Genomic DNA, 19048 nt, shown 5'->3' on the forward strand with positions numbered 1-19048 from the left:
TATGTTTCAGGCCAAGTTGGATATCCCGGAAAACGCTGCATTACCGGATGAATGGGACGTAGCCTCCACCGGGTTGGCGCCCCCGGACGATTTCGTTGTCAGTCGATATGCGAACGGGGTTGCGGCGTCGACTCTCGCCGACATTTACTGGAACTGGACCCCCTACGACCCTGACGGGCGACCCAGGTGGCTGTGTTTCGATTATTGGCAGAAGACGACATCCAGAATCGACCGACCCATGCGTCAACGTATGTCGGGGTTGAGATCCAGAATCGTCGCAGAAACGCAGCGATTTATGGCGCTGTTGATCTACAAAAAGAGAGGCGCTTCGCTTAGTTTCTCTTCGTTGACCGACTCCCTGAGTGTCCTCCGCCTCATGGGCCAATACAGTGAGAAGCATGAAATCGGTTTCGAAGACCTTTGGAGTTCGTCAGCCCTACTCGAAGATTTCTGTTCATCGTTAGATACCAAAACGGCGGTTAGCAAGGTTGCCAGGCTCATGGGTGTGCTCATGGCGATGAACCCGGAAACAGATTTGGGCTTTACTCTCGGGTGTGCGGAGCTATTCGCAACGCTGCAAAAGCGTGTTAGCGATTTCCCGGCAAACAGGCAGACGCCGCCGATGCCGACCCGGATCTATTCGTCCGTGCTGACCGCGCTGAATACTGAGTTAAGCGACTTCGACGTGATTTCCGATTGCTACCTCGCTTTGGTCGCACGCTTGGTGGCGTTGCGGTCGATCCCTCGTGGAGATCGAAAGTCTTTTTGTGATGTGGGGTCGATGCTGGCTGAGCATGGGCTGACTGAGTACTTTCGCGAGAAAGGAATCACCCCGACGATGCACGGAGTATCCAGTGGTCTTTCAGATATCCAGACCGTTTGCCGCCTTACGGTTCAGGCGTACACCGGAATGAGACACAGCGAAGCCCAGATGCTTCCTTACCACTGCTTGTCGGCGGAAAAGCGACCTGGGGTAACGCATTATTTTCTCGGTGGCCGAACAACGAAATTCGAGAACGGACGCATTCGTCGAACGCAGTGGGTGACCAGCAAAGAGGGCGCTCGGGCCGTTGACATAGCTCGTCGTGTCGCTGCAGCAATATACGAGGTAATCGGAGATACTCCGCACCAAGCCGACGAGCGAATCAGCAGGTATCCGTTGTTTGTCGCGACATCGTACCTGGAGTTCGCTGGTAGGCAGACATATCAAGTGGTGACTCAGGATGCGTACCTGACTTCTGACAGCCGATTGGCCAGCCCGCCGTTCGCGCAGCTATCGAAGCGGTTACGCCCCATCATTAATGAAGGGGACATCCGGGAATTGGAAGAAATCGACCCGCACCGCGCCTGGGGAGATGATCCGGATTACGGTGTCGGTCAGGCATGGTCGCTGAGATCACATCAATTCCGGCGATCGCTTGCGTTGTACGCACAACGTAGCGGCCTGGTGTCGCTCCCGTCGTTACGCCGACAATTGCAACATATCACGCGGGAAATGTCACTTTACTACTCAAAAGGTTCGGTGTTCGCCAAGAACTTCATTGAGGACGATCCGAGAGACTACAAAGAGCACATTTGTAAGGACTGGCGCGACGCCAAACCGGTGTCAGAAGCAATGGCGTTCCTTCGGGACATAGTATTCGCCGATGAACCTCTGTTTGGTGCTGCTGGGATATTCGAACAGCAGAAGAAAAATCGCGGCCAGATTGTTGATCGAGCCATAACGCTCAAACAGTTTCAGAAGGGATTGACTGCCTACAAGGCAACCCCGTTCGGAGGTTGCGTAAAGGTCGGTGAGTGCGACAAGACCGGCCTGAGAATGATGGGTGTGCTGTGCCTGCAGGATTGCAAGAACATCGTAATCAAGCTGTCGAAGCTTAATCGGGCCATCGATCAGCAGCAACACCTGGTCAACTCCCTCGAACAATCATCGATCACCTATCACCTCGAAAAGGACGACTTGGATTCGATGATAGCGGCGCGAAAGCGTTGCCTTGAAATTGCCAACAGGGGCTCAGACCGTGGCTGACACTCTCAACGACTACTTCAAGGCGCTCGAACGCCTGAAAAACGGCAATCCGACGTCAGTCCCGAAGGGAACGCGAATCTCGAACGATGCCGTTGCCCTAGAAGCTGGCCGGGGAAAGGGGAGCATCAAGAAGTCTCGGCCCATCTTCAAAGATCTGATCGAAGCAATCGACCACGCGGCCGCTGACCAGGCTAGGCCGAAGGGGGAAGCCAAGGAGCAGCTCGCGTCGGCTCGAATGTCGGCAAGCAAATATCGCCTGCTCTGGGAAGAGGCCCTCGCTCGAGAAGCCTCCCTGCTCGTTGAGCTGTTTGAGACGAAGAAAGCCCTCGCAAAGCTTACCGGAGAGAAGGTGTTGCCGCTTCGCGGGCGGAGCCGATAACGTCTCGATGCCTGTATTCAGATGGACAATTTGCACGAGAATTGTCCATCAGTCGGACCGATGGGATGGACACCGCTGTTTTCGAGATCGCCTTATCTGACAAGGCATTGAGCAGTGTCCATCTGCACCCCCTTATCCGTATCGAGAATCCTACGATCGCAAACTTCTTGCACTCAGTGCTGGACGAGCTGCAGTTGTATATCGAAGCGTCGGCGTTGCCTGTACAGGTCCACGTGACGACACCGTCGTTGGCAAGCCAGTTCGTCGTCTCAACGATGGGTCGCGGTACGTTGGCACGCACGCCCGAGAATGGCGTTCGCGACGGTAGACGTACCCGTCCGTGCGCCGATGAATGGAAGGTACGGCCGGGAGGTCGGCTTCGAACACTGCTCGAACGACGAGCGGCGGATGACGGTGCTCGCGAAGTCATTACGGTGCTCGGGCTGCGCAGGGACGAAAGTACCTCGCGTGCGGTCGCGATGGCTGAGAGACGCGATAGCGCCGATCAAGCGGTTAGAAGCAGGACCGGAGCGCTTACGATCTCTCCCCTCAGCGACTGGACGTCCGATCATGTTTGGACGATGCTCGCGCTGCTGGCCGATGCTCGGGACCTGACCTTTCCGTCGCCATTGGCACCCGCCACGATCCATCGCCTGTCCGATATCTACCGGGCAGGAAACGGAGGAACGTGCGGTGTCGTGGTGGGCGATGCTGGTGCCCGCGCCGCGTGCGGATCGAGGTTCGGCTGCGCAATTTGTCTTGTCTCTGGCGACCGTGACAAGTCGCTCGAGGCGATGATCGAAGATGAGCACTACGGACATCTTCGTCCGCTCAACGACTATCGGAACTATCTGCTCGCAATCCAGTGGGACATGTCGCGCCGGGAGTTGGTAGGGCGTTCGCTGAGCGATGCGGGATACACGCGCATCCAGGCCGACACCTATAGCTACGCGACGCGCATCGATTTGCTGCGCAAGCTGCTGAGTATCGACGCCGCCGAGCGAGATCGTGCAGAAGCGCACTCTGGCGCACTGACTACCGGTTCGATTCCCGACACTGAAGAGAACCGGGTGCTGTGCGAGCCGCAGTTCGAGTTCGTGACACCGCAGCAGTTGGTGGCCATCGACTTTTTCCTATCCATGCATCACTACGCGCCGCATGCGTTTCCTGCGCTTGCGGTCTGGCACGACGTAAATGTGTTGGGGCGTCGCTATCCGATCCCGACGCTCGAATCCCTGCCGAAGAAGGAAATCGTGCTGCACGGTTGGTATCCGGTGGGTCAGTACGACAAGGAAGCTCCGGTGACAGGGTTGCGCTCGTTCGATGCCGAGCAGTGGAACCCGTACCGGCATCCCGGTCGGCCCGGGCGATATGCGAGGACGACAGGCGGTGAGCAGACGGTGTATTTCGAGGAGACGTCGCAGTTTGACGTCGATGCGGAAGCAGCGTGTTTGTTCGTCACCTGCACGTACGACACGGCATTCATGCTGGACACGCAGCATCGCGACGCGATCGATTCAGCGCATTTCTGGCTGAACGAGGGCATCGTGAAGTTGCCGACCGGCATGGCCCAGCGGTATCAGGACATGGCCAAGCGGGGGCAGTACTTCTCACGACTCGCTCAGCGTCTGAACCTGACGCCGGCCGAGTTGGATGCGCATCTGATCGCGAACGCCATTGGCGGCGACGCACACGACGCGCTGTTGGGATTCGACCCGACGCAATTAAGCCTTTTTGCTGAAGCGGCCTAGCCGCCCATTGCTTTGTGAACACGTCCCGGGGCTAAAACCCTGGGACGTTTTTTTTTCCGAGATCGTAATCGTCGAGATTTGGCGCTGGCAGCGTCTCCCCCGGGTTCACGCCCAGCAATTGCATGGCGCGTAGGATCGCCGCGGTCTCCCGGGAAAAGTTCAGGGTGACTGGCTCGCTGTCGTCCAATAGGACCATCGCCCCCGAATGAACGCTGAGTGCGTGCAACGCCATGTTTAACGCACGGGCGATTTCGCCGTCGCGCGTCTTTTCGTTGAAGACGGGGTTCATTGCTTCCTCCGTGGAGCGAATCGCATCTTCTGTCGAGCACGCGGCGTTCCGCTGTCGGCTTGCATTGGCCGACCACCGCCCGGACGCAACACTACGGTTCGAAATGACGGAGAAACAGGAACCAACTGCGTAGAAGACTCCGATATGAGCGATTTATGACCCAGCACGATCGTTGCTAAAGGGTCGTAGATAGCGCTCGAAGGCTTTGATAGTATGAAAGTGACCATTGTTTCCCACGAGAATCCTTCGCCGGGGTCGGCGGGCGAGATTCACCGGTTCGGTTTTGAAACGAGCGGCGGCAAAGGCTTGCACAAAACCCACTCAATCTCGCTGCGCACTGCCCGCGTGATCGTGGAATGCAAGCCTACCGACGATGCACTCACCCGGATGCTGCGGGCGATTGTTAGTGCTGCGAGCACCGACTACGACAATCTAATTGGAAAAACCTACACGGATGACAATGACGCTCCCAATGCCGGACAAGCCGCAGGCCGTAGACGATTCAGCGCTGAAGATAGAGTACGGTGACTGGACGATCGATTCTCGGCCTAAGCGAAGCGGCCACCACTGGCACTTATGGTGCGAGGTTGAGCGCAAAACGACTGAAGACGAGGCCGACGGCCAAATCTTCCACTTTTCCGATATCGGCTATTTCGACACTGATCGCGCGGCGCATGACCGCGCCATCGCATGGGCGAAGGCGTGGATAGAAGAGAACTTCTAGGAAGGGTTGCCTAGTACGGGCGAGGACTTTGCGCACGGATTGGGCGATACGCTTTGGGTATCGCGCTATGACGGTCAGTGATGGACCGGTGGACGAGGCGGGCGTCCGGCGCAACGAACATGCTGGATGGCGCATTAAGGTTCTCGATGCCCACAGACGGGGAGGAATCTTTGTGACGATCGTGGCTCAAAAGCAAGAGGCGCTGGACCTCGCCGCGCAGCTCTATCCGGTAGCGCAGATTCGCGTTATCGATGATGACCCGTCAGCATATGAAAAGACGCTCCTCGAGCGGAGGCGGGCGAACCGCTGATGAACCATTGCCGGAGACGATTGCTCCGCAACTAGCGACGCTCGCGCGTCGGCCGCCCGCGAGCGGCGACTGGCTCTACGAAATCAAGTTCGACGGTTATCGCCTGATGTGCCGAGTCGAGCAAGGCACAGCAAAGCTCATCACGCGCGGGGGACACGACTGGACAGAGAAGATGCGCACGCTGGCGACCGCTATCGACGGATTGCGGGTCGAAAATGCATGGCTTGACGGCGAGGTGGTGGTGCTCACCGAGAGCGGCGTGCCCGACTTCAACGCACTGCAGAATGCGTTTGACCGCCGCAGTACGGCGCAACTGACCTTTTTCGCGTTCGACATCCCGTTCCTCAACGGACGCGATCTGCGGGAAGTGCCGCTCTCCCAGCGCAGAGAGCTGCTCGGCGAGTTGATCGCCCAGACATCGAGCGAGCGCATTCGCTTTAGTGAGTCATTCACGGAGGACCCGCAATCGCTGCTCGCGTCCGCGTGCCGCATGCGGCTCGAGGGCATCATCGGCAAACGCGCCGATGCGCCATACCGTTCCGGTCGGTCGACCGATTGGATCAAGCTCAAGTGCCTCCAGCGCCAGGAGTTTGTCGTCGGCGGCTATACGCGTGTGGCGGGCGCGAAGAGCGGGATGCGATCGTTGATGCTCGGCGTGCACGAGCGAGACGGCAGTCTGCGGTTTGCGGGTACCGTAAAAGCGGAACTGAAGCCGCGCACACTCGCCGATCTGGAAAAGAAGGCGGTCAAGCTCGTTCGCGACGATCCGCCTTTCTACAATCCACCCCCGCGCGAGAAAGATCGCGACTTCGTGTGGCTGGCGCCCGAACTCGTCGTTGAGGCGTCGTTCCTCGAATGGACGCCGTCGGGCGAGGTTCGCCATCCCGTCTTCCAAGGCATGCGAGAGGACAAGCCCGCGACAGCAGTGACCGAAGAGACGGTAGTGGACATTGATGAACCGGAGAGCCTGCCCCAAGCGAAGGGAACCACGCGGGTCTCACCGGGCCGCGCCGGAACGCTCGTACTTGCAGGCGTGAAGGTATCCAACGCCGAGCGCATCATTGATGACGTGACGCGCATGAAGAAAATCGATCTGGTGCGTTACTACGATGAGATCGCGGAATTCGCGTTGCCGTACCTGAAGGATCGGCCCGTGTCGCTGGTACGCGCACCGGAAGGCATCCACGGCGAGTTGTTTTTCCAGAAGCACGAGGAGCGATCGAAGATCCCCGGTATCACGCGGCTACCGGTCGAGATGCACCCTGGTCACCCGCCGCTGCTGGTCGTCGACCGTCACGAGGCGCTCATCGGCCTCGCCCAGATGAACGTCGTCGAGCTGCATAGCTGGAACGCCGTGCAGCCCGACCTAGATCATCCCGATCGCTTCATCCTCGACCTTGACCCGGACCCCGAGCTCTCATGGCAGATGATGCTCGATGCGGCGACGCTATCCAAGGTGTTGCTCGACGAGATCGGACTCAAGAGCTTCATCAAGACGAGCGGTGGAAAGGGCTTTCACATTGTCGTGCCGCTCACGCGCCGGCAGCAGTGGGACGAGGTGAAAGACTTCTCCCACGCGGTCGCGCGCTACATGGCGAAGCTAATGCCGGAGCGTTTCTCCGCAGTGCTCGGTCCCAAGAATCGAGTCGGGAAGATTTTTATCGACTATCTGCGCAATGGAAAGGGTGCGAGTACGGCGGCTGCGTTTTCTGCGCGCGCTCGCGCAGGCATGGGCGTCTCGATGCCGATCCACTGGGACGAACTGAAGGACGTGCGGGATGCGTACCAGTGGACGATAAAGAAGGCGGCGCAGCGAATGCATTCCCTGCGAGCCGATCCGTGGGAAGGTTATCACCGCACCCGGCAAGGGATTTCAGCGGCGATGCGTCGCGCCGTAGGCATGAAGTAGCGAAGAGCCAGTTCCCGAATGGCAGCGAACGGCCATGAGCAGTCGGTCACCTCCGCCGCTACATTGTCATTTGGAGGTCTCCTCCGCATCGCACAGCGACCATAGACTAATAGCGCTCAATCACGCTGATGGCTGCGACTCTCACGCCGTCACAACCTTCAACTGTCTTTGGACATTGCCAGATTTGTCCGAGACTACTTTAAAAGCTTCTTAACAAATATTCCACCAATGGCAAAGCCGAATACGCTTTGCAGTCCCCCAAGAATGAATTTAGCGGCATCAATGTCAAAAATCGGCCGAAAAGCATATAGAATAACCGTCGCTTCCAAAATAGAAAAGTAAACGAGATACCCGGCGAATATAATGTAGGCGAAGGGTCGCCAAATAATAGGCCCCTTCGGCTTGGCCTCTCCCATTATGAAAGCGATCGCTGCTGGAATATAACCAGCCATCCCTGGAACAATCGCAAGGGAAATATCCCGAAATTCCGGCGCAGTTACGATTCCAGATAAGCCTAGCAAGGCGATACTGACAACAACAAGAATAGACGCGGAAAGAAGGATTAGCGAACTCGCGCGAAAAAAAGTCAACGGTGACATTCTCCAAACCCCCAGAATTATTACCCGTTGTCATGCTAGCTGCAAGCAGCGACCACGACGCACTCAGCGGAAGGGCACAGCTATTCCCCTTTCAAAATCAGTAACTTCACGCTTGAAATCAATACGCCGAGGAAGTCCTGCGCGCCTCGTGCAAAAGCATCATCGGCAAACTGACGTTGCTCGGGATCCCTCCAACGCTGCGTCCCTTTAAAATTGCTATATTCGTATCTCTGTTCGATAGTCAACTTTTTGCCGTTCCGACTGATATGCAACAAAAGTCGTTCCAAACGAGGTCCCGAGAATGCGCCTTCCGGATTAACGCTATTGAGGAGATTCGATATTCCAATGTAAGCGAGATCCGTGTCGACGGGCCCGGCGGCATAGACCTTTGCATCCGTGATGCCAGCCTCAAGCAGCGCACGCTTTACAAGATCGACGATGTAAAATGATTTTCCTTCAGGGTCGAGGGAGTCAAAGCTCTTTGTGTGGGAGGGCACTTGAGGGATCTCGGTTGACAAGGTTGCCGCTGTCCCGCCGCACACATCAGAACGTATTCCTGGGGCATCGATAAACTCATAGCGGACAGGGCCATCGCCGAACGGTGGTAGTTCTTCTAAGTACATAACCCTTCCTGGTTCGCATGTATCAGAGTGACCGACCAGGACAATGTCCGATGGTGCCTCTCTGGCTGCAAACGCCATTTGTACCAACAGGTCCCTTGCCGAGCCGTGATCGATGACTCCGGTGTACACAACCATGACTGGGAACCGCCTCTCTTCAAGAGCTGCGGCGGCAGACAACTCCTCCATCGTGAATCTGCCGCCGCCGTGAGTTTGCAACCAACGATATCGATATGCACTTTCGACTGCTAGCTGATCGATCGTTGCGAACGACCGTTTATCAAATCGGTGAAAGTCACTGCTGTGGTCGATCGCCAGCTCAAGAACTTTGGGGGTCTTAACCTTCTCGTTGCTTGCGTATCTATCGAACGCCTCCAGCAGCGCGAGTTCGGCACCGTCGGGTGCTAACATCATTTTTCTGACAGCTTTTTTGAGGTCTGGAGGCTCGGCACAAACCGATAGCGTTGATATAGGCACCTCGTAGACGGAATAACCGCCAACGGCGATCGACCGAACTTGCCGCGAGTCGAACCCCGGATTGTCGCGAAAGTATAGGAACCTGGCGGAACCGCTCACATGCGCGCTCTCCCCCAAGGTCCGGAGGTCCACCCATTCGCAAAAGGCCCGAGGCTCAATCTCATCTTCTGGTTCGGCAGCGCATCCCAGTTGCGCCATGGAGATTCCAACCATGCAGATCACGAGCAATAGAAAATGCCGCCGCATTCGTCCTCCCTCAAGACATGGTTCCCGACGTGCTCCTAAAACGGAGGACGCCGCCGAAGACAAGTGCGTCTAGCTGCTATCGCACGGTCACGGTCTCTATTGCTGGTAAAGCGTCGCTAACGCCATATCCATTGTTTTCGCGCTCGTCCCAGTTTGGATCTGAGATGTGGTTCCCCCTGGAGAAAGCGTTCATTTTGAAGCAGTTAGAACATACTTTATCTCGCTAATAAGGCGCCCCAAAAACAGACTGGCGCCCTTGGCGAAATCAGTGCTTGCATACTGTGGATCTTCCGGGTCTCGCCATCGCAGGGTTCCTGAGAAGTCGCTGTATTCATACCGCTGGTCAATGCTCAATATGTTCTCTTTCAATTTTATTTTAAGAAACACCCGCTCATTTCTTTTTCCGGTAAAAACTCCTGGCATATTAATCCTGTCTCGAAGGCCCTTAATTGTCACATACGCCTCCTTGGACTCGATCGGCCCGGCAGGTTCGACACTTATGCCCGAAATGCCCATGCGCAATAACGAGTTCCTTAAAAGGTCGATCACGAAGAAAGTATCCGAATTGGTTGTGGAGTCAAAGTTCTTGACTGAGCTCAGTGAAGAAGCTGATAGTGCGGTTGAAAGCCCGGCAAAACTACAGATCCGATAAAGGCCCGGAGAAGCAATGAATATGTAGTTCTTCGGCCCGTATTTGGACTCTTCAAAATACATCACCATAGGCTGCTCGAAGCCGCAGCCGTTAGGGTCTCCAATAAGAGATATCTCGGTGGCCGGAACGCCTGATACAAGAGCAATTTCTAAAATGATGTCTTTGCCTACATCTGGCGACAAGACTCCTGCGTAGATCAGCTTCAATTTAAAGTATCGAGTTGGGATTGCTGCGGCTTGAATTAAATTCTCTGCGGTGAAACGTAGGAGGTGGTTTTCGAGATATCTATAGCGAACGGAGCTTTCAATGCCCAATTGAACTAAGTCGGCCCTTGACCGCAGCTCATCTATTTCTTCGAGAGCGCGCTCCTTGTTATCGAGCTCGATTCTCACGATCGTCGGTTGCGGGTCCCCTTGGTTTGACTGTGCCAAGAGCCGTTTAGAAAAAACCTTAGCCGCGGTAAACCGTATGTCTCGTTCGGTGAACAAATTGTCCTCTACCGAGGACTTCGCTAGATTGGTCGCATTCGCACAAAGAGGGATTGTTTCAAGCGGTGCCACGAAATAGGTGAATCCCGCGAGCGTTTCCCGCCTTACGATCTTGTCGTCGAATCCGGGATTAGCTAGGAGATATACGCTTGTCGCATTTTCTGGCGCGTCCAAATAATTCCGGGCAATCGCCTTCAAATTCACGTTATTGCAGATCTCTTTATCATTTTCGGCTTGGCTATCGAGCGGCGTTGCTTGACCTACGGTGAGCCCGCACACGAGGATAAAGGTTGTGATGACGGCAACACAGCGGGAGTTGCGGAGCATGGTCAGCCTCACAACGGCGGGAGATTTCAGAAGCATATCCCATCGCAAACACGTAACATGTGCGACCGCGGAAATAACTGTGCAATCTTCCGCAATGGGATCACTAGGCGCAGCGTGCACGCGTCGGATGAGGAGGGTTCCCTTACTTGCCTACTCGTCCGCTCCACGAAACGCATTCGATCAATCCCGGCCGGCGCGAACCGAGAAGCCAGGAAGTGGGCAGCCGCTGCCCCTCTGACGCGTCCGCTTCCCGCCATCGATTGAACCAGCGACGTTTGTGCGTTGCTCTCGTAGCGACTCGCGGGCGAATGACCGTTGTACCTTGGAACTGCCCGATTTGACAGAGATAGGTCGAGGGTCCGCTGGGGGTCGATAGCTGAAAGTCAGGACCCGCTTTTGCGGTGGTCGGACCTCTCGTTTTTGACTTGCGCACGTCTCACGCCCGCCCGACCGTTGGAGAACTGGGGATGTTCGGTCCAAGCAACAACCTCGGCCTCCATCTGCAACTTGAATTCGACTGCGCGTTCGACGGATGCAACTGTGTCGACTTGCTCAGCAATGTCTGTCGGGATATCGCCGCCCGCGACGAGCACCGCCTTGCCGGTGATTTGCCACTCTTTCCTCGTGCCGTGGCATGTGAAAAAGAGGCTGAAGCCGGTTTCCGACAGCGGTTCATCCAAGGTGGCCTCGTCCGCCGAAACCAGATTGACCGACGAATGCGGGTCAAAAGAAGCGGTCCATAGCGTGGCGACGTCGAGCCGATCGGTGCCGAGGAGTTGTTCGGCACGGTCGAAACCCTCCCGCACCTTCGTAACGGTGCACGACAGAGGATCAATAAGGTACGACCGAAACATGGCGCCTCCTCACCAGCGATGATTGCTGGGGGCTTGGTTGCCGACGGCGCCCGGACACTGCTGGGTCGCCGCCAGACATTCGCGTCCTACTTGTCGCCGCTGCCGAGCTCGCTGTGCTTGTGCGAATGGGTCGCTGCGTGAACCAGCTCGTAGTGTGCTCCTTTGCCACTTCGGGTGGGCGGAAAGTGCTCGCCCTCGACGCAAGTCACCTCGAATGCCGTGGCACCGTCGCCTTCCTTGACGAGCTTGTAGATTCCTGACGTCTGGACTTTTTCGCCCGGCTTGTGTTGTTCAGCCATGTCTTTTCTCCTTAAGTTACGAGCAGTGACGGCCGAAGCAAACAGCGTTCCGGCCCGATTAGTCGCGCCGGTGAAAGTAGCGATCGAGTAGGACCGTCGCGCTAGTGCCGTGGAGAATTACCGAGAGAACAATTGCTGCCAAGACGATCGGTCCGATCTCTAATGCGATCGGTTTTCCGGCTTGTTCGAGACAAAAAAGCAGGTAATAGAACGCGCTTACGCCGCGTAGCCCGAGCCAAGCGGACAGGAATCGCTGGTGGGAGTCCAACGAAGAACCGATGAGCGACAGCGTCGTCCCGATCGGGCGGGCAATGAGAAACAGAAACAGCACCGGCCAGATCACGTACCAGTGCAGCATCTCTCGCGAATGCGCAGAGACGACGCTGCCGATGAGCAGCATCAGACCCAGTTCAATGAACCGCTCCATCTCGACCGAAAAGCCCATCATCGACTCGGCCATATAGGCGTGTGCCAGTTCGGGATCTTTGGCGGCTTCTTCGCGCTCACCACGTTCGATTTCTTCCAACGCCTCGCTCGGCGCCTGGTCGCCGGTGGCCTTCATCTCCTGCCGTCGCACCGCGACGCCGGCGACGAACACCGCGATAAACGCGTAGCCGTCGACGATGAGCGTCGCACCATAGGCAAGGGCGACCAGCCCGAGCGCCAAAAATCCTTCCAGGCCGAGCGCATGGTCGTAGCGGGTCCGCAGCCTTGTGACAAGGGCGACGACTCCGGTGCCGAAAGCCCATCCGATGATGGCAGAGCTGGCCAGTCCCCAAAGGATCGCGAGAGCAAAAGTCCATGGATTGTCGCTGCCAAGGCTATGCACGCCGCACAGCGCGAGAGCGATGAAGACCATTGGAGAGGCCGCGCCGTCGTTGAGACCTCCTTCCGATGACAAGGCGAAACGCAACGGTTCATCGTCGCCCGCTTTCTCCACACGCAGTTCATTGGCCAGCACCGGATCAGTCGGCGCCAGCACAGAGGCGAGGAGGAGGGCAGGACCGGCGGCGAGACCAAGCCCCCAGCGTGCAGCCACGAACATGACCGCGATTGTGATGAGCATCGCGGGACCGGCAAGCCGCAGCGTCAATCTCCACAGCGAGTCGGTGAGTTCGATTCTCAGGTACATCCCAATGGCGAAGAGCGATACGACAAGACCGGCTTCGGTGAGAATGCGCAGGAGGTGGACGTCTTTCTCGACATTGGGCGTGAGTAGCCCGATGCAGGCTGGACCCAGCACGAATCCAACTGCGAGGTACACCATCGCGCCGGTCATCGGCAGGCGCTCGACGATCTTCCTCCCGACCGCCATCAAAACGAGTAGCGCGCCAACGATAAGGAACCACACCGCTTCAATGGTCAATGCGGCCTCGTCTAATCTTTTTGCAGTCTGCGAAACGAATTGAAGTGCCGAATCGCCTTGGTTGCCTCGCCAAGCTCCTCGTGAATCCGGGCGGCATTGAAATGTGCGTCAGCGAAGTCGGGCGCGCGGGCGATACAAGCCTGATAGGCCTCGAGCGCTTGGCGCAATTGGCCGGAGTCTTCCAATGCGACGCCGATATTGAAGTGCAATACCGGATCGTCCGGTCGGAAGCGAAGGGCGTCTCGGTACACTGCGATGGCGTCAGAGTATCGTTCCGCCTCGAAAAGGATGCAGCCCAGGTTGAGTGACGCGTCCGTGTAATCGGGCGCCGCTTCGAGCGCATCGCGGTAGGCCGCCTCCGCGGCATCCAAGTCCGCGTCCTCGAGCGCGCGAGCTCGAAAGAACAACTCGTCGGCGGTCTCCTCGTACCTCTGCTGTCGCGGTTGCGCCAGCGAGGCAACTTCCCCGCACGCGGGGCGCGGCTCGAAGTCCAGCAGCAACTGGCCCGATTCGGCATCCCATTCCCGGCTGGCGCCGTCACGCACGGCGACACGCGCTCCCACTGCAGCAATTCGAACACCGGTGAGCGAGCCTTCTCGCGCCCAACTTTTTTCAAGGTGGCCGAGCGCGCGAACGATCTTCATCGGCGAAACGCCGGCGACTCTCAGCGAATGCGCCGTGCGCAGCATCACAACGTCCTGGAAGCTGAAACGCCGCTCGCGACGCGCGCCGGCCGAGGGAGAGATGAAACCCGCCGAAATGAGCCGTTCGACGACGCTACGCGAGATCCCGAGCATCCGCTGGACTTCGCGCAGGCTGTAACCGCTGTCGCGCATTGTCACTTTCGGGTGCCGGTCTTGCGTGCGGGCGCCGGTTGCTCTTCGGTCGTGGCACGGCGCACTGCGCGCCTCTTCGTCGGAGGTGGCGTTTCGGCAGTCTCAACGGGCTTCGCAGCCTTGCCGGCCGCGGCGCGCGGGGCTGCACGGCCCTCCGCTTGTGGCTTTTTCTTCAGGCTGGCGCGTAGCGCTTCCACCAGGTCGATCACTTGTGCCCCCGGGTGCTCGATGTGGGGCGCGGCGGTGATCTTGTTGCCGGCGATCTTCTTGTCGATCTCGGCGAGGATGCGCTCCTTTTCTTCGTCCTTGTACGCGGCCGCGTCGTAGCTGTCGACGCGGTACTGCTCGATCAGTTGCTCGGCGAGCTGTAGCTCCGTCGGCTGAATATCAGTCTCTTCGATGCCGATATCGGCCTGGGAACGGACTTCGTCGGCGTAGAGCAAGGTTTGGAGGATCAAGCCGTCGTTGCCGGCGCGCACCTGCACCATGTGCTGTTTGCCCTTCCAGGTCCAGCGCGCTACGGCGCACGTGCCGCTGTCCTTGATGGCTTCCTGCAGCAGCCGGTACGGTTTTCCGCCGCGCTTGTCGGGGGCGAGGTAGTAGGCCTTGTCGAGATAAATCGGGTCGATCGCCTCGGTTGGCACAAACGACACAATGTCGATCGTGTGGCTCGCGCTAGCTTCCAGCGCCTCCAGTTCCGACTTCTCGAAGATCACGTACTTCTCTTTCTCGAACTCGTAGCCCTTGACCATATCGGCGCGCTCGACGACCTTCCCGTCGTGCGGGCAGACGTACTGCTGTTTGAGCCGGGTGCCGCACTCTTTATGCATCAGGTTGAAACCGACGCCGGACTTGCTCTCGGTGGCCGTGTAGACCTTCACCGGCACAGAGACGAGACCGAAACTCAGCGTCATTGAAGCGATCGAGCGGGCAGCCATAAGAAACCTCTCGCGTAGGTTATCTGGCCGGCCACAGTCGATGCCGCTCTTGGCGGCACAACGCAGTCACGCGGCAAGGCCAACGGGCGTTCTGTGCAAATCGGGTGCCACGCCGCTGACCCCAGTTGCGGCAACGGCAAGGCGGGCGCCGCTGCGCCTCCGTGTATATTTTCGCAACGGAGGGCAAAAAAGTGTGCACGAGCTACGAGTCTAATCCGAAAGACGCGTTTGACGTCTTCAGTCTGTTCCCGGTGCCGAACTTCGATTACAAGCCGGAAATCTACAAGGACTATGCTGCGCCGATCTTCCGCCGCGTCGACGGTGAGTATTTGACTGACGCCGCGACGTTCGGCATGGTCCCGCGCAGGTTCATCCCGCAGGGCGTGAAAGCATTCGATACGATGAACGCGCGCTCCGAGTCAGTCGGCCAGAAGACGAGTTTTCGCACCGCCTGGAACAAGCTGCAATTCGCGCTGATCCCCTGTCGCCGGTTCTACGAGCCGGACTATGAGACTGGCAAGGCAGTGCGCTGGCGAATCGGCATGGCCGATGGCGCGCCGCTCGCGATCGCTGGGCTTTGGCGTGCATGGAAAGATCCGGCCGATGGCTCAACCAGCCTGTCGATGACGATGTTGACAGTCAACGCCGACGATCACCCGCTGATGAAGCGGTTCCATAGGCCGGGAGCGGAAAAGAGGTCGGTTGTCATCATCCCGCCGACGGAATATGAAGACTGGCTGTCTTGCAAGAGCACGGACGAAGCGCGCTCGTTCCTGCAGCTTTATCCGGTTGAGGCGATGCACGCGGAGCCGTTTCCTCTACCGCCCCGAACCGCCAAGCCGAAGGCAACGCCTAACGTTGATCTGGCGCAAGCATCCCTTCTTGCGGATGACGGCGGCTGATCGAGGCAGAAGATACTTGTATCCACAACATGGAGAAAGGCGATGCCTACTTATCGAGCGGCATATGTTCCGCCGGAAGTTGGTTCGAATGGCGTCGGCGTGCTGCTGACGACGCAAGAGCATTCGACTTTGACTGACGATGAGCTGATGGCAGTCGCGCTCAGGTGGCGGCTGCCAATGACGTGGAAGGCGAAATTGTCATCGGCGAGTGGAGAGAGTGATGTGACATAGACGTCGCGTCGTCGATGGCACCAAACACGGGGGCGAAGAGCCCGAACTTTGACGCTGAACGGTCATAGCATCGTTTCTTCGTCGAAATGCGGGTCGACGACGTAGCAACCAGCGCGGCCGGCAACGGCCACTGGGCGTTCGCGAAGTGAGTACTTGAACGTCTGCCACGTAATCCGTCGTCGCAACAGAAGCCGTCCAGCGTTGAATGCGTAGCGCATCATCGTACCTGTCTAACAGTAAGGCCGACGCGAAGCTCCCGCCCGGCGGCGGCCATAAGAGATGCTTTAGGCGCGGCTACCGAGCGCGCGCTCGATCTTGCGATCTGTCTTGTACTGGCCGAGTGCGAAAACGGACCAGATAGCGGCGGGAATCCAGCCGATCAGGGTGATCTGCAACAGAAAGCAGATGATTCCGGCGATCGGACGGCCGATCGTGAAGAACTGGAGCCACGGAATGATGATGGCGAGAAAGAGGCGCATGTGAGCTTCCTTTGATGGTTCGATGAGACAGGTATAACGGCCAACCTAAACGGGTCCTTAACTGGGCGGAACGATGTGCTGCCTTGCGCCCTTAGCTCGATCAGTTGACGACCAGAGCGCCACCGTTGCCGAGCCCGCCCTTGACGTTCTGCGCGCGGTACTGGCGAACCGCACCAACGAGGTTGTTGAGCGAGTCGGTGAATGCGGCGACCACGACCTTGCCTTGCGCCGTGCGTGCATAAGCACCGCCGCCCGCACCGCCTGCGCCGCCGAAGCCGCCGGCGAACACGCCGGAGAGCATGCCGTAGTCGACATTGCGCGCCGACCCTTCAGCGGCCGCGAGTTGGACGCTGGACCGGTTATCGACGAGCGTCAGCATGGTCGACGCTTCCTGTGCCTTCATCGTGCCGGCGGCACCGGCGAGCACACCGCCAACCACGGGCACGAATGCGAGCAGGCCCGCTGCCCCACCGCCCGCGTCGCGGTTGCTGAATGTCACAGTCGGGCTGATCGTGTAGTCGGCTGCGACCATCTGGCCTTTGTGCATCTTTGAGGTCTTGCGCAGTTCGCCCGACGCTTTCAGCGAGCGCTCGCCCATCGCGGTGCCGAGCGCGCGGCCGCGATCGACGATCACGAAGCAGTTGCTTTGCTGAACGAGCAGCTTCAGGACGGGCACCGTCGATCCGAGCTGGTATTGACCAGTGAGAAGGCCGTACCACGGCGCTTCCGTATCCTCGACGATGGCGACGGTGCCGAGCGGCGCGGTGCAGTGTTGGAGGCCCGCGCTTGCGTTCTGCGACGCTTCGCCAGCAGCGGAGCCGGTCGCTGTCGTCTTGGCGGATTGCGCGCCCATCTGCATTTCGGAGCAAGCGGAGAGGGCAAAAACAGACAGGGCGGCGACGCCGATCATTTTGAGCTTCATGTTTCCTCGTTGTATTCGTGAGTTTTCATTTATGGCGCAACGGCCGATTGAGCCAGCAGCGGTTGCGTTACCACGCAGACGCTTTCATGAGCGAAGACAAGGCTACCGACCGTTGACGGGTGTCGGATTTGGAAAGACGCGCGTTTTTGAGCGTCTTTTCGTTTTCTGCGGTTGTCTAACGCCAGCGGCGCTCGAGCGGGGTCACTCGCCACCACACGCCATCAAGGCTCGATGCTTGTGCGCGGATGCGACGCATCGCCCCGCGCTTTACCATCAGTCCGCCGTCCTTGACGAAACCCAGGGCTTTCAATGCCTCCGTGGTGTAGCGCTTTCTCAGCGTTGCGTAGATGCGCGTCATGACGACTTACCGGCCGGAGCGGCAGCCAGCGTGGGCGCGCAGCTAAAGCCTGTACGGTCGCCCCGCAGTATTTCCACATCCGCGCGGTTCGCCCGCACGAGGACGTTTCGCGACCCGTTTGTCTCGTCGAAGAGCCGAACGTATGAACTGCCACCCACGCCATGCCAGACCGCGCGAGCGTCGCGCGTGCCCCATTTGTCGGTCGTCGGCAACTTGCAGAATTGGACCTTCATACCGCTGGCCGCTGCGATCGCGGCGAGTTGCGTGTGCTCAGCGTCGGAAAAAATTACCACTTGGCCGGGGGCTGAGCGCACCCCGAGGTTGGCCATCGCCAGATTCAGAATGGCGGGCCGCGTCGCGACAAGAATGCTGAAGACGGCCATTGCGAGCACGCTCACGGTGAGCCGATGGTTGCTCCGCTGCGCCGTCGCGGGAACGATGAGCAGGAGGATCGCGGTGATCGCGCCCACTGCGGCGAAGAACATCAACGTCTCGTGCATGCGCGCGTCCGGTGCCTGATCCCTGACGAAAATGAGGAGATAGGCGAGAGGGAGCGCAACGAGGAACGACATGAACACTGTCGACCGGTTATCGACAGCCGGATGCAGCGAGGAGCCGGGCGGCTGGCCGCGACGCTTGAGCCGGAAATCGTTGGCGAGGACGAGGAGCTTGAGCGCCCATAAGGCTGCGAAAACACCGAAGCTGACCCCGATGACGGCGATGCATGTGAACGAAAAAGCAGCCGACGCGAGGAAGAAGGCGTCACCGAGGGACAAACCCTCGGGCACGATGCTTTCGAAGTAACAGTAGGCGACCAAGATAACGCCGCCGAGGATGAGGACCGCTTTCCATGCGGTCGCGAAGGATGCTTGAATGACGTCGATGAGCGACTTGACCAGCTTGATCGCGTCGACGGGTTCTTTCTTGTTGGGTTCCATGGGACCTCGCTTAGGTGACGATAGCGACGCGGATTCATTCGCGTCATGAACCAGCCTATCGACCCCTTTGCGAAGTCAAGGAGCGAACGCAACAACGGCTACTCCCTCAAGAAAATGGTTCTGAG

Annotated in this window: 20 protein-coding genes; 7 read left to right on the forward strand and 13 right to left on the reverse strand. The window is 58.3% G+C overall.

Annotated features, from left to right (window positions below):
- The first annotated feature begins 1 nt into the window (after window position 1).
- The 3 genes from AWB79_RS13940 to AWB79_RS13950 all read left to right on the forward strand — a co-directional run bounded on the left by AWB79_RS13940 (window position 2) and on the right by AWB79_RS13950 (window position 4159).
- On the forward strand, window positions 2-2029 hold the full coding sequence (locus AWB79_RS13940) for a hypothetical protein (RefSeq protein ID WP_061168005.1): 2028 nt from the start codon (window positions 2-4) through the stop codon (window positions 2027-2029).
- Window positions 2022-2408: an SPFH domain-containing protein gene (locus AWB79_RS13945; protein ID WP_061168065.1), complete on the forward strand. Its 387-nt coding sequence runs from the start codon at window positions 2022-2024 to the stop codon at window positions 2406-2408. Before AWB79_RS13940 ends, AWB79_RS13945 begins: the two co-directional genes overlap by 8 nt.
- 65 nt (window positions 2409-2473) lie before the next feature.
- Window positions 2474-4159 carry a phosphoadenosine phosphosulfate reductase domain-containing protein gene (locus tag AWB79_RS13950; RefSeq protein ID WP_082862363.1) on the forward strand — a complete coding sequence of 562 codons (1686 nt, stop codon included), beginning with the start codon at window positions 2474-2476 and terminating at the stop codon, window positions 4157-4159.
- A 31-nt stretch (window positions 4160-4190) separates the two neighbouring features.
- On the opposite strand, the gene AWB79_RS13955 is transcribed toward AWB79_RS13950, so the two are convergent.
- The gene (locus AWB79_RS13955) at window positions 4191-4448 is read right to left on the reverse strand and encodes a hypothetical protein (protein ID WP_061168007.1); all 258 of its coding nucleotides are present in this window, start codon (window positions 4446-4448) and stop codon (window positions 4191-4193) included.
- Window positions 4449-4661: 213 nt separating this feature from the next.
- Between AWB79_RS13955 and AWB79_RS39490 the strand changes: the two genes are divergently transcribed.
- The 3 genes from AWB79_RS39490 (at window position 4662) to ligD (ending at window position 7391) form a co-directional block, all read left to right on the forward strand.
- Window positions 4662-4976 carry a hypothetical protein gene (locus AWB79_RS39490; RefSeq protein WP_157695775.1) on the forward strand — a complete coding sequence of 105 codons (315 nt, stop codon included), beginning with the start codon at window positions 4662-4664 and terminating at the stop codon, window positions 4974-4976.
- A gap of 263 nt (window positions 4977-5239) precedes the next feature.
- On the forward strand, window positions 5240-5482 hold the full coding sequence (locus AWB79_RS13965; RefSeq protein ID WP_061168008.1) for a hypothetical protein: 243 nt from the start codon (window positions 5240-5242) through the stop codon (window positions 5480-5482).
- A gap of 7 nt (window positions 5483-5489) precedes the next feature.
- Complete coding sequence (gene ligD, locus AWB79_RS13970; protein WP_061168009.1) at window positions 5490-7391, forward strand: DNA ligase D; 1902 nt, start codon at window positions 5490-5492, stop codon at window positions 7389-7391.
- 194 nt (window positions 7392-7585) lie between these two features.
- Here ligD and AWB79_RS39495 read toward each other — a convergent pair whose 3' ends face one another.
- From AWB79_RS39495 to ku, 8 genes are all read right to left on the reverse strand, one after another.
- On the reverse strand, window positions 7586-7981 hold the full coding sequence (locus tag AWB79_RS39495) for a hypothetical protein (RefSeq protein ID WP_198399024.1): 396 nt from the start codon (window positions 7979-7981) through the stop codon (window positions 7586-7588).
- Window positions 7982-8070: 89 nt separating this feature from the next.
- Entirely contained in the window at window positions 8071-9285 is a 1215-nt protein-coding gene (locus AWB79_RS13980) for a hypothetical protein (RefSeq protein WP_157695777.1), read from the reverse strand.
- A 237-nt stretch (window positions 9286-9522) separates the two neighbouring features.
- A complete protein-coding gene (locus AWB79_RS13985) occupies window positions 9523-10800 on the reverse strand; it encodes a hypothetical protein (RefSeq protein ID WP_157695778.1) in 1278 nt (425 codons plus the stop codon).
- A gap of 383 nt (window positions 10801-11183) precedes the next feature.
- A complete protein-coding gene (locus AWB79_RS13990) occupies window positions 11184-11654 on the reverse strand; it encodes a hypothetical protein (RefSeq protein WP_061168013.1) in 471 nt (156 codons plus the stop codon).
- Between the two features lie 86 nt (window positions 11655-11740).
- Window positions 11741-11953, reverse strand: a complete 213-nt coding sequence (locus AWB79_RS13995) for a hypothetical protein (protein ID WP_061168014.1) — start codon at window positions 11951-11953, stop codon at window positions 11741-11743.
- A 58-nt stretch (window positions 11954-12011) separates the two neighbouring features.
- Window positions 12012-13319: a cation:proton antiporter gene (locus AWB79_RS14000; RefSeq protein WP_074169374.1), complete on the reverse strand. Its 1308-nt coding sequence runs from the start codon at window positions 13317-13319 to the stop codon at window positions 12012-12014.
- An 11-nt stretch (window positions 13320-13330) separates the two neighbouring features.
- The gene (locus tag AWB79_RS14005; protein WP_061168015.1) at window positions 13331-14155 is read right to left on the reverse strand and encodes a tetratricopeptide repeat protein; all 825 of its coding nucleotides are present in this window, start codon (window positions 14153-14155) and stop codon (window positions 13331-13333) included.
- A 2-nt stretch (window positions 14156-14157) separates the two neighbouring features.
- A complete protein-coding gene (ku, locus tag AWB79_RS14010; protein ID WP_061168016.1) occupies window positions 14158-15093 on the reverse strand; it encodes a non-homologous end joining protein Ku in 936 nt (311 codons plus the stop codon).
- Window positions 15094-15284: 191 nt separating this feature from the next.
- Between ku and AWB79_RS14015 the strand changes: the two genes are divergently transcribed.
- Window positions 15285-15995 (forward strand): SOS response-associated peptidase, encoded by a 711-nt coding sequence (locus AWB79_RS14015; RefSeq protein ID WP_061168068.1) that lies wholly within the window; start codon window positions 15285-15287, stop codon window positions 15993-15995.
- A gap of 515 nt (window positions 15996-16510) precedes the next feature.
- Here AWB79_RS14015 and AWB79_RS14020 read toward each other — a convergent pair.
- From AWB79_RS14020 to AWB79_RS14035, 4 genes are all read right to left on the reverse strand, one after another.
- Window positions 16511-16705, reverse strand: coding sequence for a hypothetical protein (locus AWB79_RS14020; protein ID WP_035510755.1), 195 nt, complete (start codon window positions 16703-16705; stop codon window positions 16511-16513).
- A 100-nt stretch (window positions 16706-16805) separates the two neighbouring features.
- Window positions 16806-17627, reverse strand: a complete 822-nt coding sequence (locus AWB79_RS14025) for a CsgG/HfaB family protein (RefSeq protein ID WP_061168017.1) — start codon at window positions 17625-17627, stop codon at window positions 16806-16808.
- 175 nt (window positions 17628-17802) lie between these two features.
- Entirely contained in the window at window positions 17803-17985 is a 183-nt protein-coding gene (locus tag AWB79_RS14030) for a hypothetical protein (RefSeq protein WP_061168018.1), read from the reverse strand.
- Window positions 17982-18923 carry a hypothetical protein gene (locus AWB79_RS14035; protein WP_061168019.1) on the reverse strand — a complete coding sequence of 314 codons (942 nt, stop codon included), beginning with the start codon at window positions 18921-18923 and terminating at the stop codon, window positions 17982-17984. The genes AWB79_RS14030 and AWB79_RS14035 overlap by 4 nt, the downstream gene beginning before the upstream one ends.
- Window positions 18924-19048 lie beyond the last annotated feature (125 nt).

Origin of the sequence: Caballeronia hypogeia (assembly GCF_001544875.2) — a bacterium.
In the GTDB taxonomy this organism is placed as follows: Bacteria; Pseudomonadota; Gammaproteobacteria; order Burkholderiales; family Burkholderiaceae; genus Caballeronia; species Caballeronia hypogeia.

Coding starts and splice junctions, on each gene's coding strand:
- AWB79_RS13965 (WP_061168008.1), top strand. CDS start 5,240: ATGACGGTCAGTGATGGACCGGTGGACGAGGCGGGCGTCCGGCGCAAC.
- AWB79_RS13990 (WP_061168013.1), bottom strand. CDS start 11,654: ATGTTTCGGTCGTACCTTATTGATCCTCTGTCGTGCACCGTTACGAAG.
- AWB79_RS14020 (WP_035510755.1), bottom strand. CDS start 16,705: ATGCGCCTCTTTCTCGCCATCATCATTCCGTGGCTCCAGTTCTTCACG.
- AWB79_RS14035 (WP_061168019.1), bottom strand. CDS start 18,923: ATGGAACCCAACAAGAAAGAACCCGTCGACGCGATCAAGCTGGTCAAG.
- AWB79_RS13995 (WP_061168014.1), bottom strand. CDS start 11,953: ATGGCTGAACAACACAAGCCGGGCGAAAAAGTCCAGACGTCAGGAATC.
- AWB79_RS14005 (WP_061168015.1), bottom strand. CDS start 14,155: ATGCGCGACAGCGGTTACAGCCTGCGCGAAGTCCAGCGGATGCTCGGG.
- AWB79_RS13955 (WP_061168007.1), bottom strand. CDS start 4,448: ATGAACCCCGTCTTCAACGAAAAGACGCGCGACGGCGAAATCGCCCGT.
- AWB79_RS13985 (WP_157695778.1), bottom strand. CDS start 10,800: ATGCTCCGCAACTCCCGCTGTGTTGCCGTCATCACAACCTTTATCCTC.
- AWB79_RS13950 (WP_082862363.1), top strand. CDS start 2,474: ATGGACACCGCTGTTTTCGAGATCGCCTTATCTGACAAGGCATTGAGC.
- AWB79_RS14025 (WP_061168017.1), bottom strand. CDS start 17,627: ATGAAGCTCAAAATGATCGGCGTCGCCGCCCTGTCTGTTTTTGCCCTC.
- AWB79_RS39490 (WP_157695775.1), top strand. CDS start 4,662: ATGAAAGTGACCATTGTTTCCCACGAGAATCCTTCGCCGGGGTCGGCG.
- AWB79_RS14030 (WP_061168018.1), bottom strand. CDS start 17,985: ATGACGCGCATCTACGCAACGCTGAGAAAGCGCTACACCACGGAGGCA.
- AWB79_RS13940 (WP_061168005.1), top strand. CDS start 2: ATGTTTCAGGCCAAGTTGGATATCCCGGAAAACGCTGCATTACCGGAT.
- AWB79_RS13980 (WP_157695777.1), bottom strand. CDS start 9,285: ATGGCGCAACTGGGATGCGCTGCCGAACCAGAAGATGAGATTGAGCCT.
- ku (WP_061168016.1), bottom strand. CDS start 15,093: ATGGCTGCCCGCTCGATCGCTTCAATGACGCTGAGTTTCGGTCTCGTC.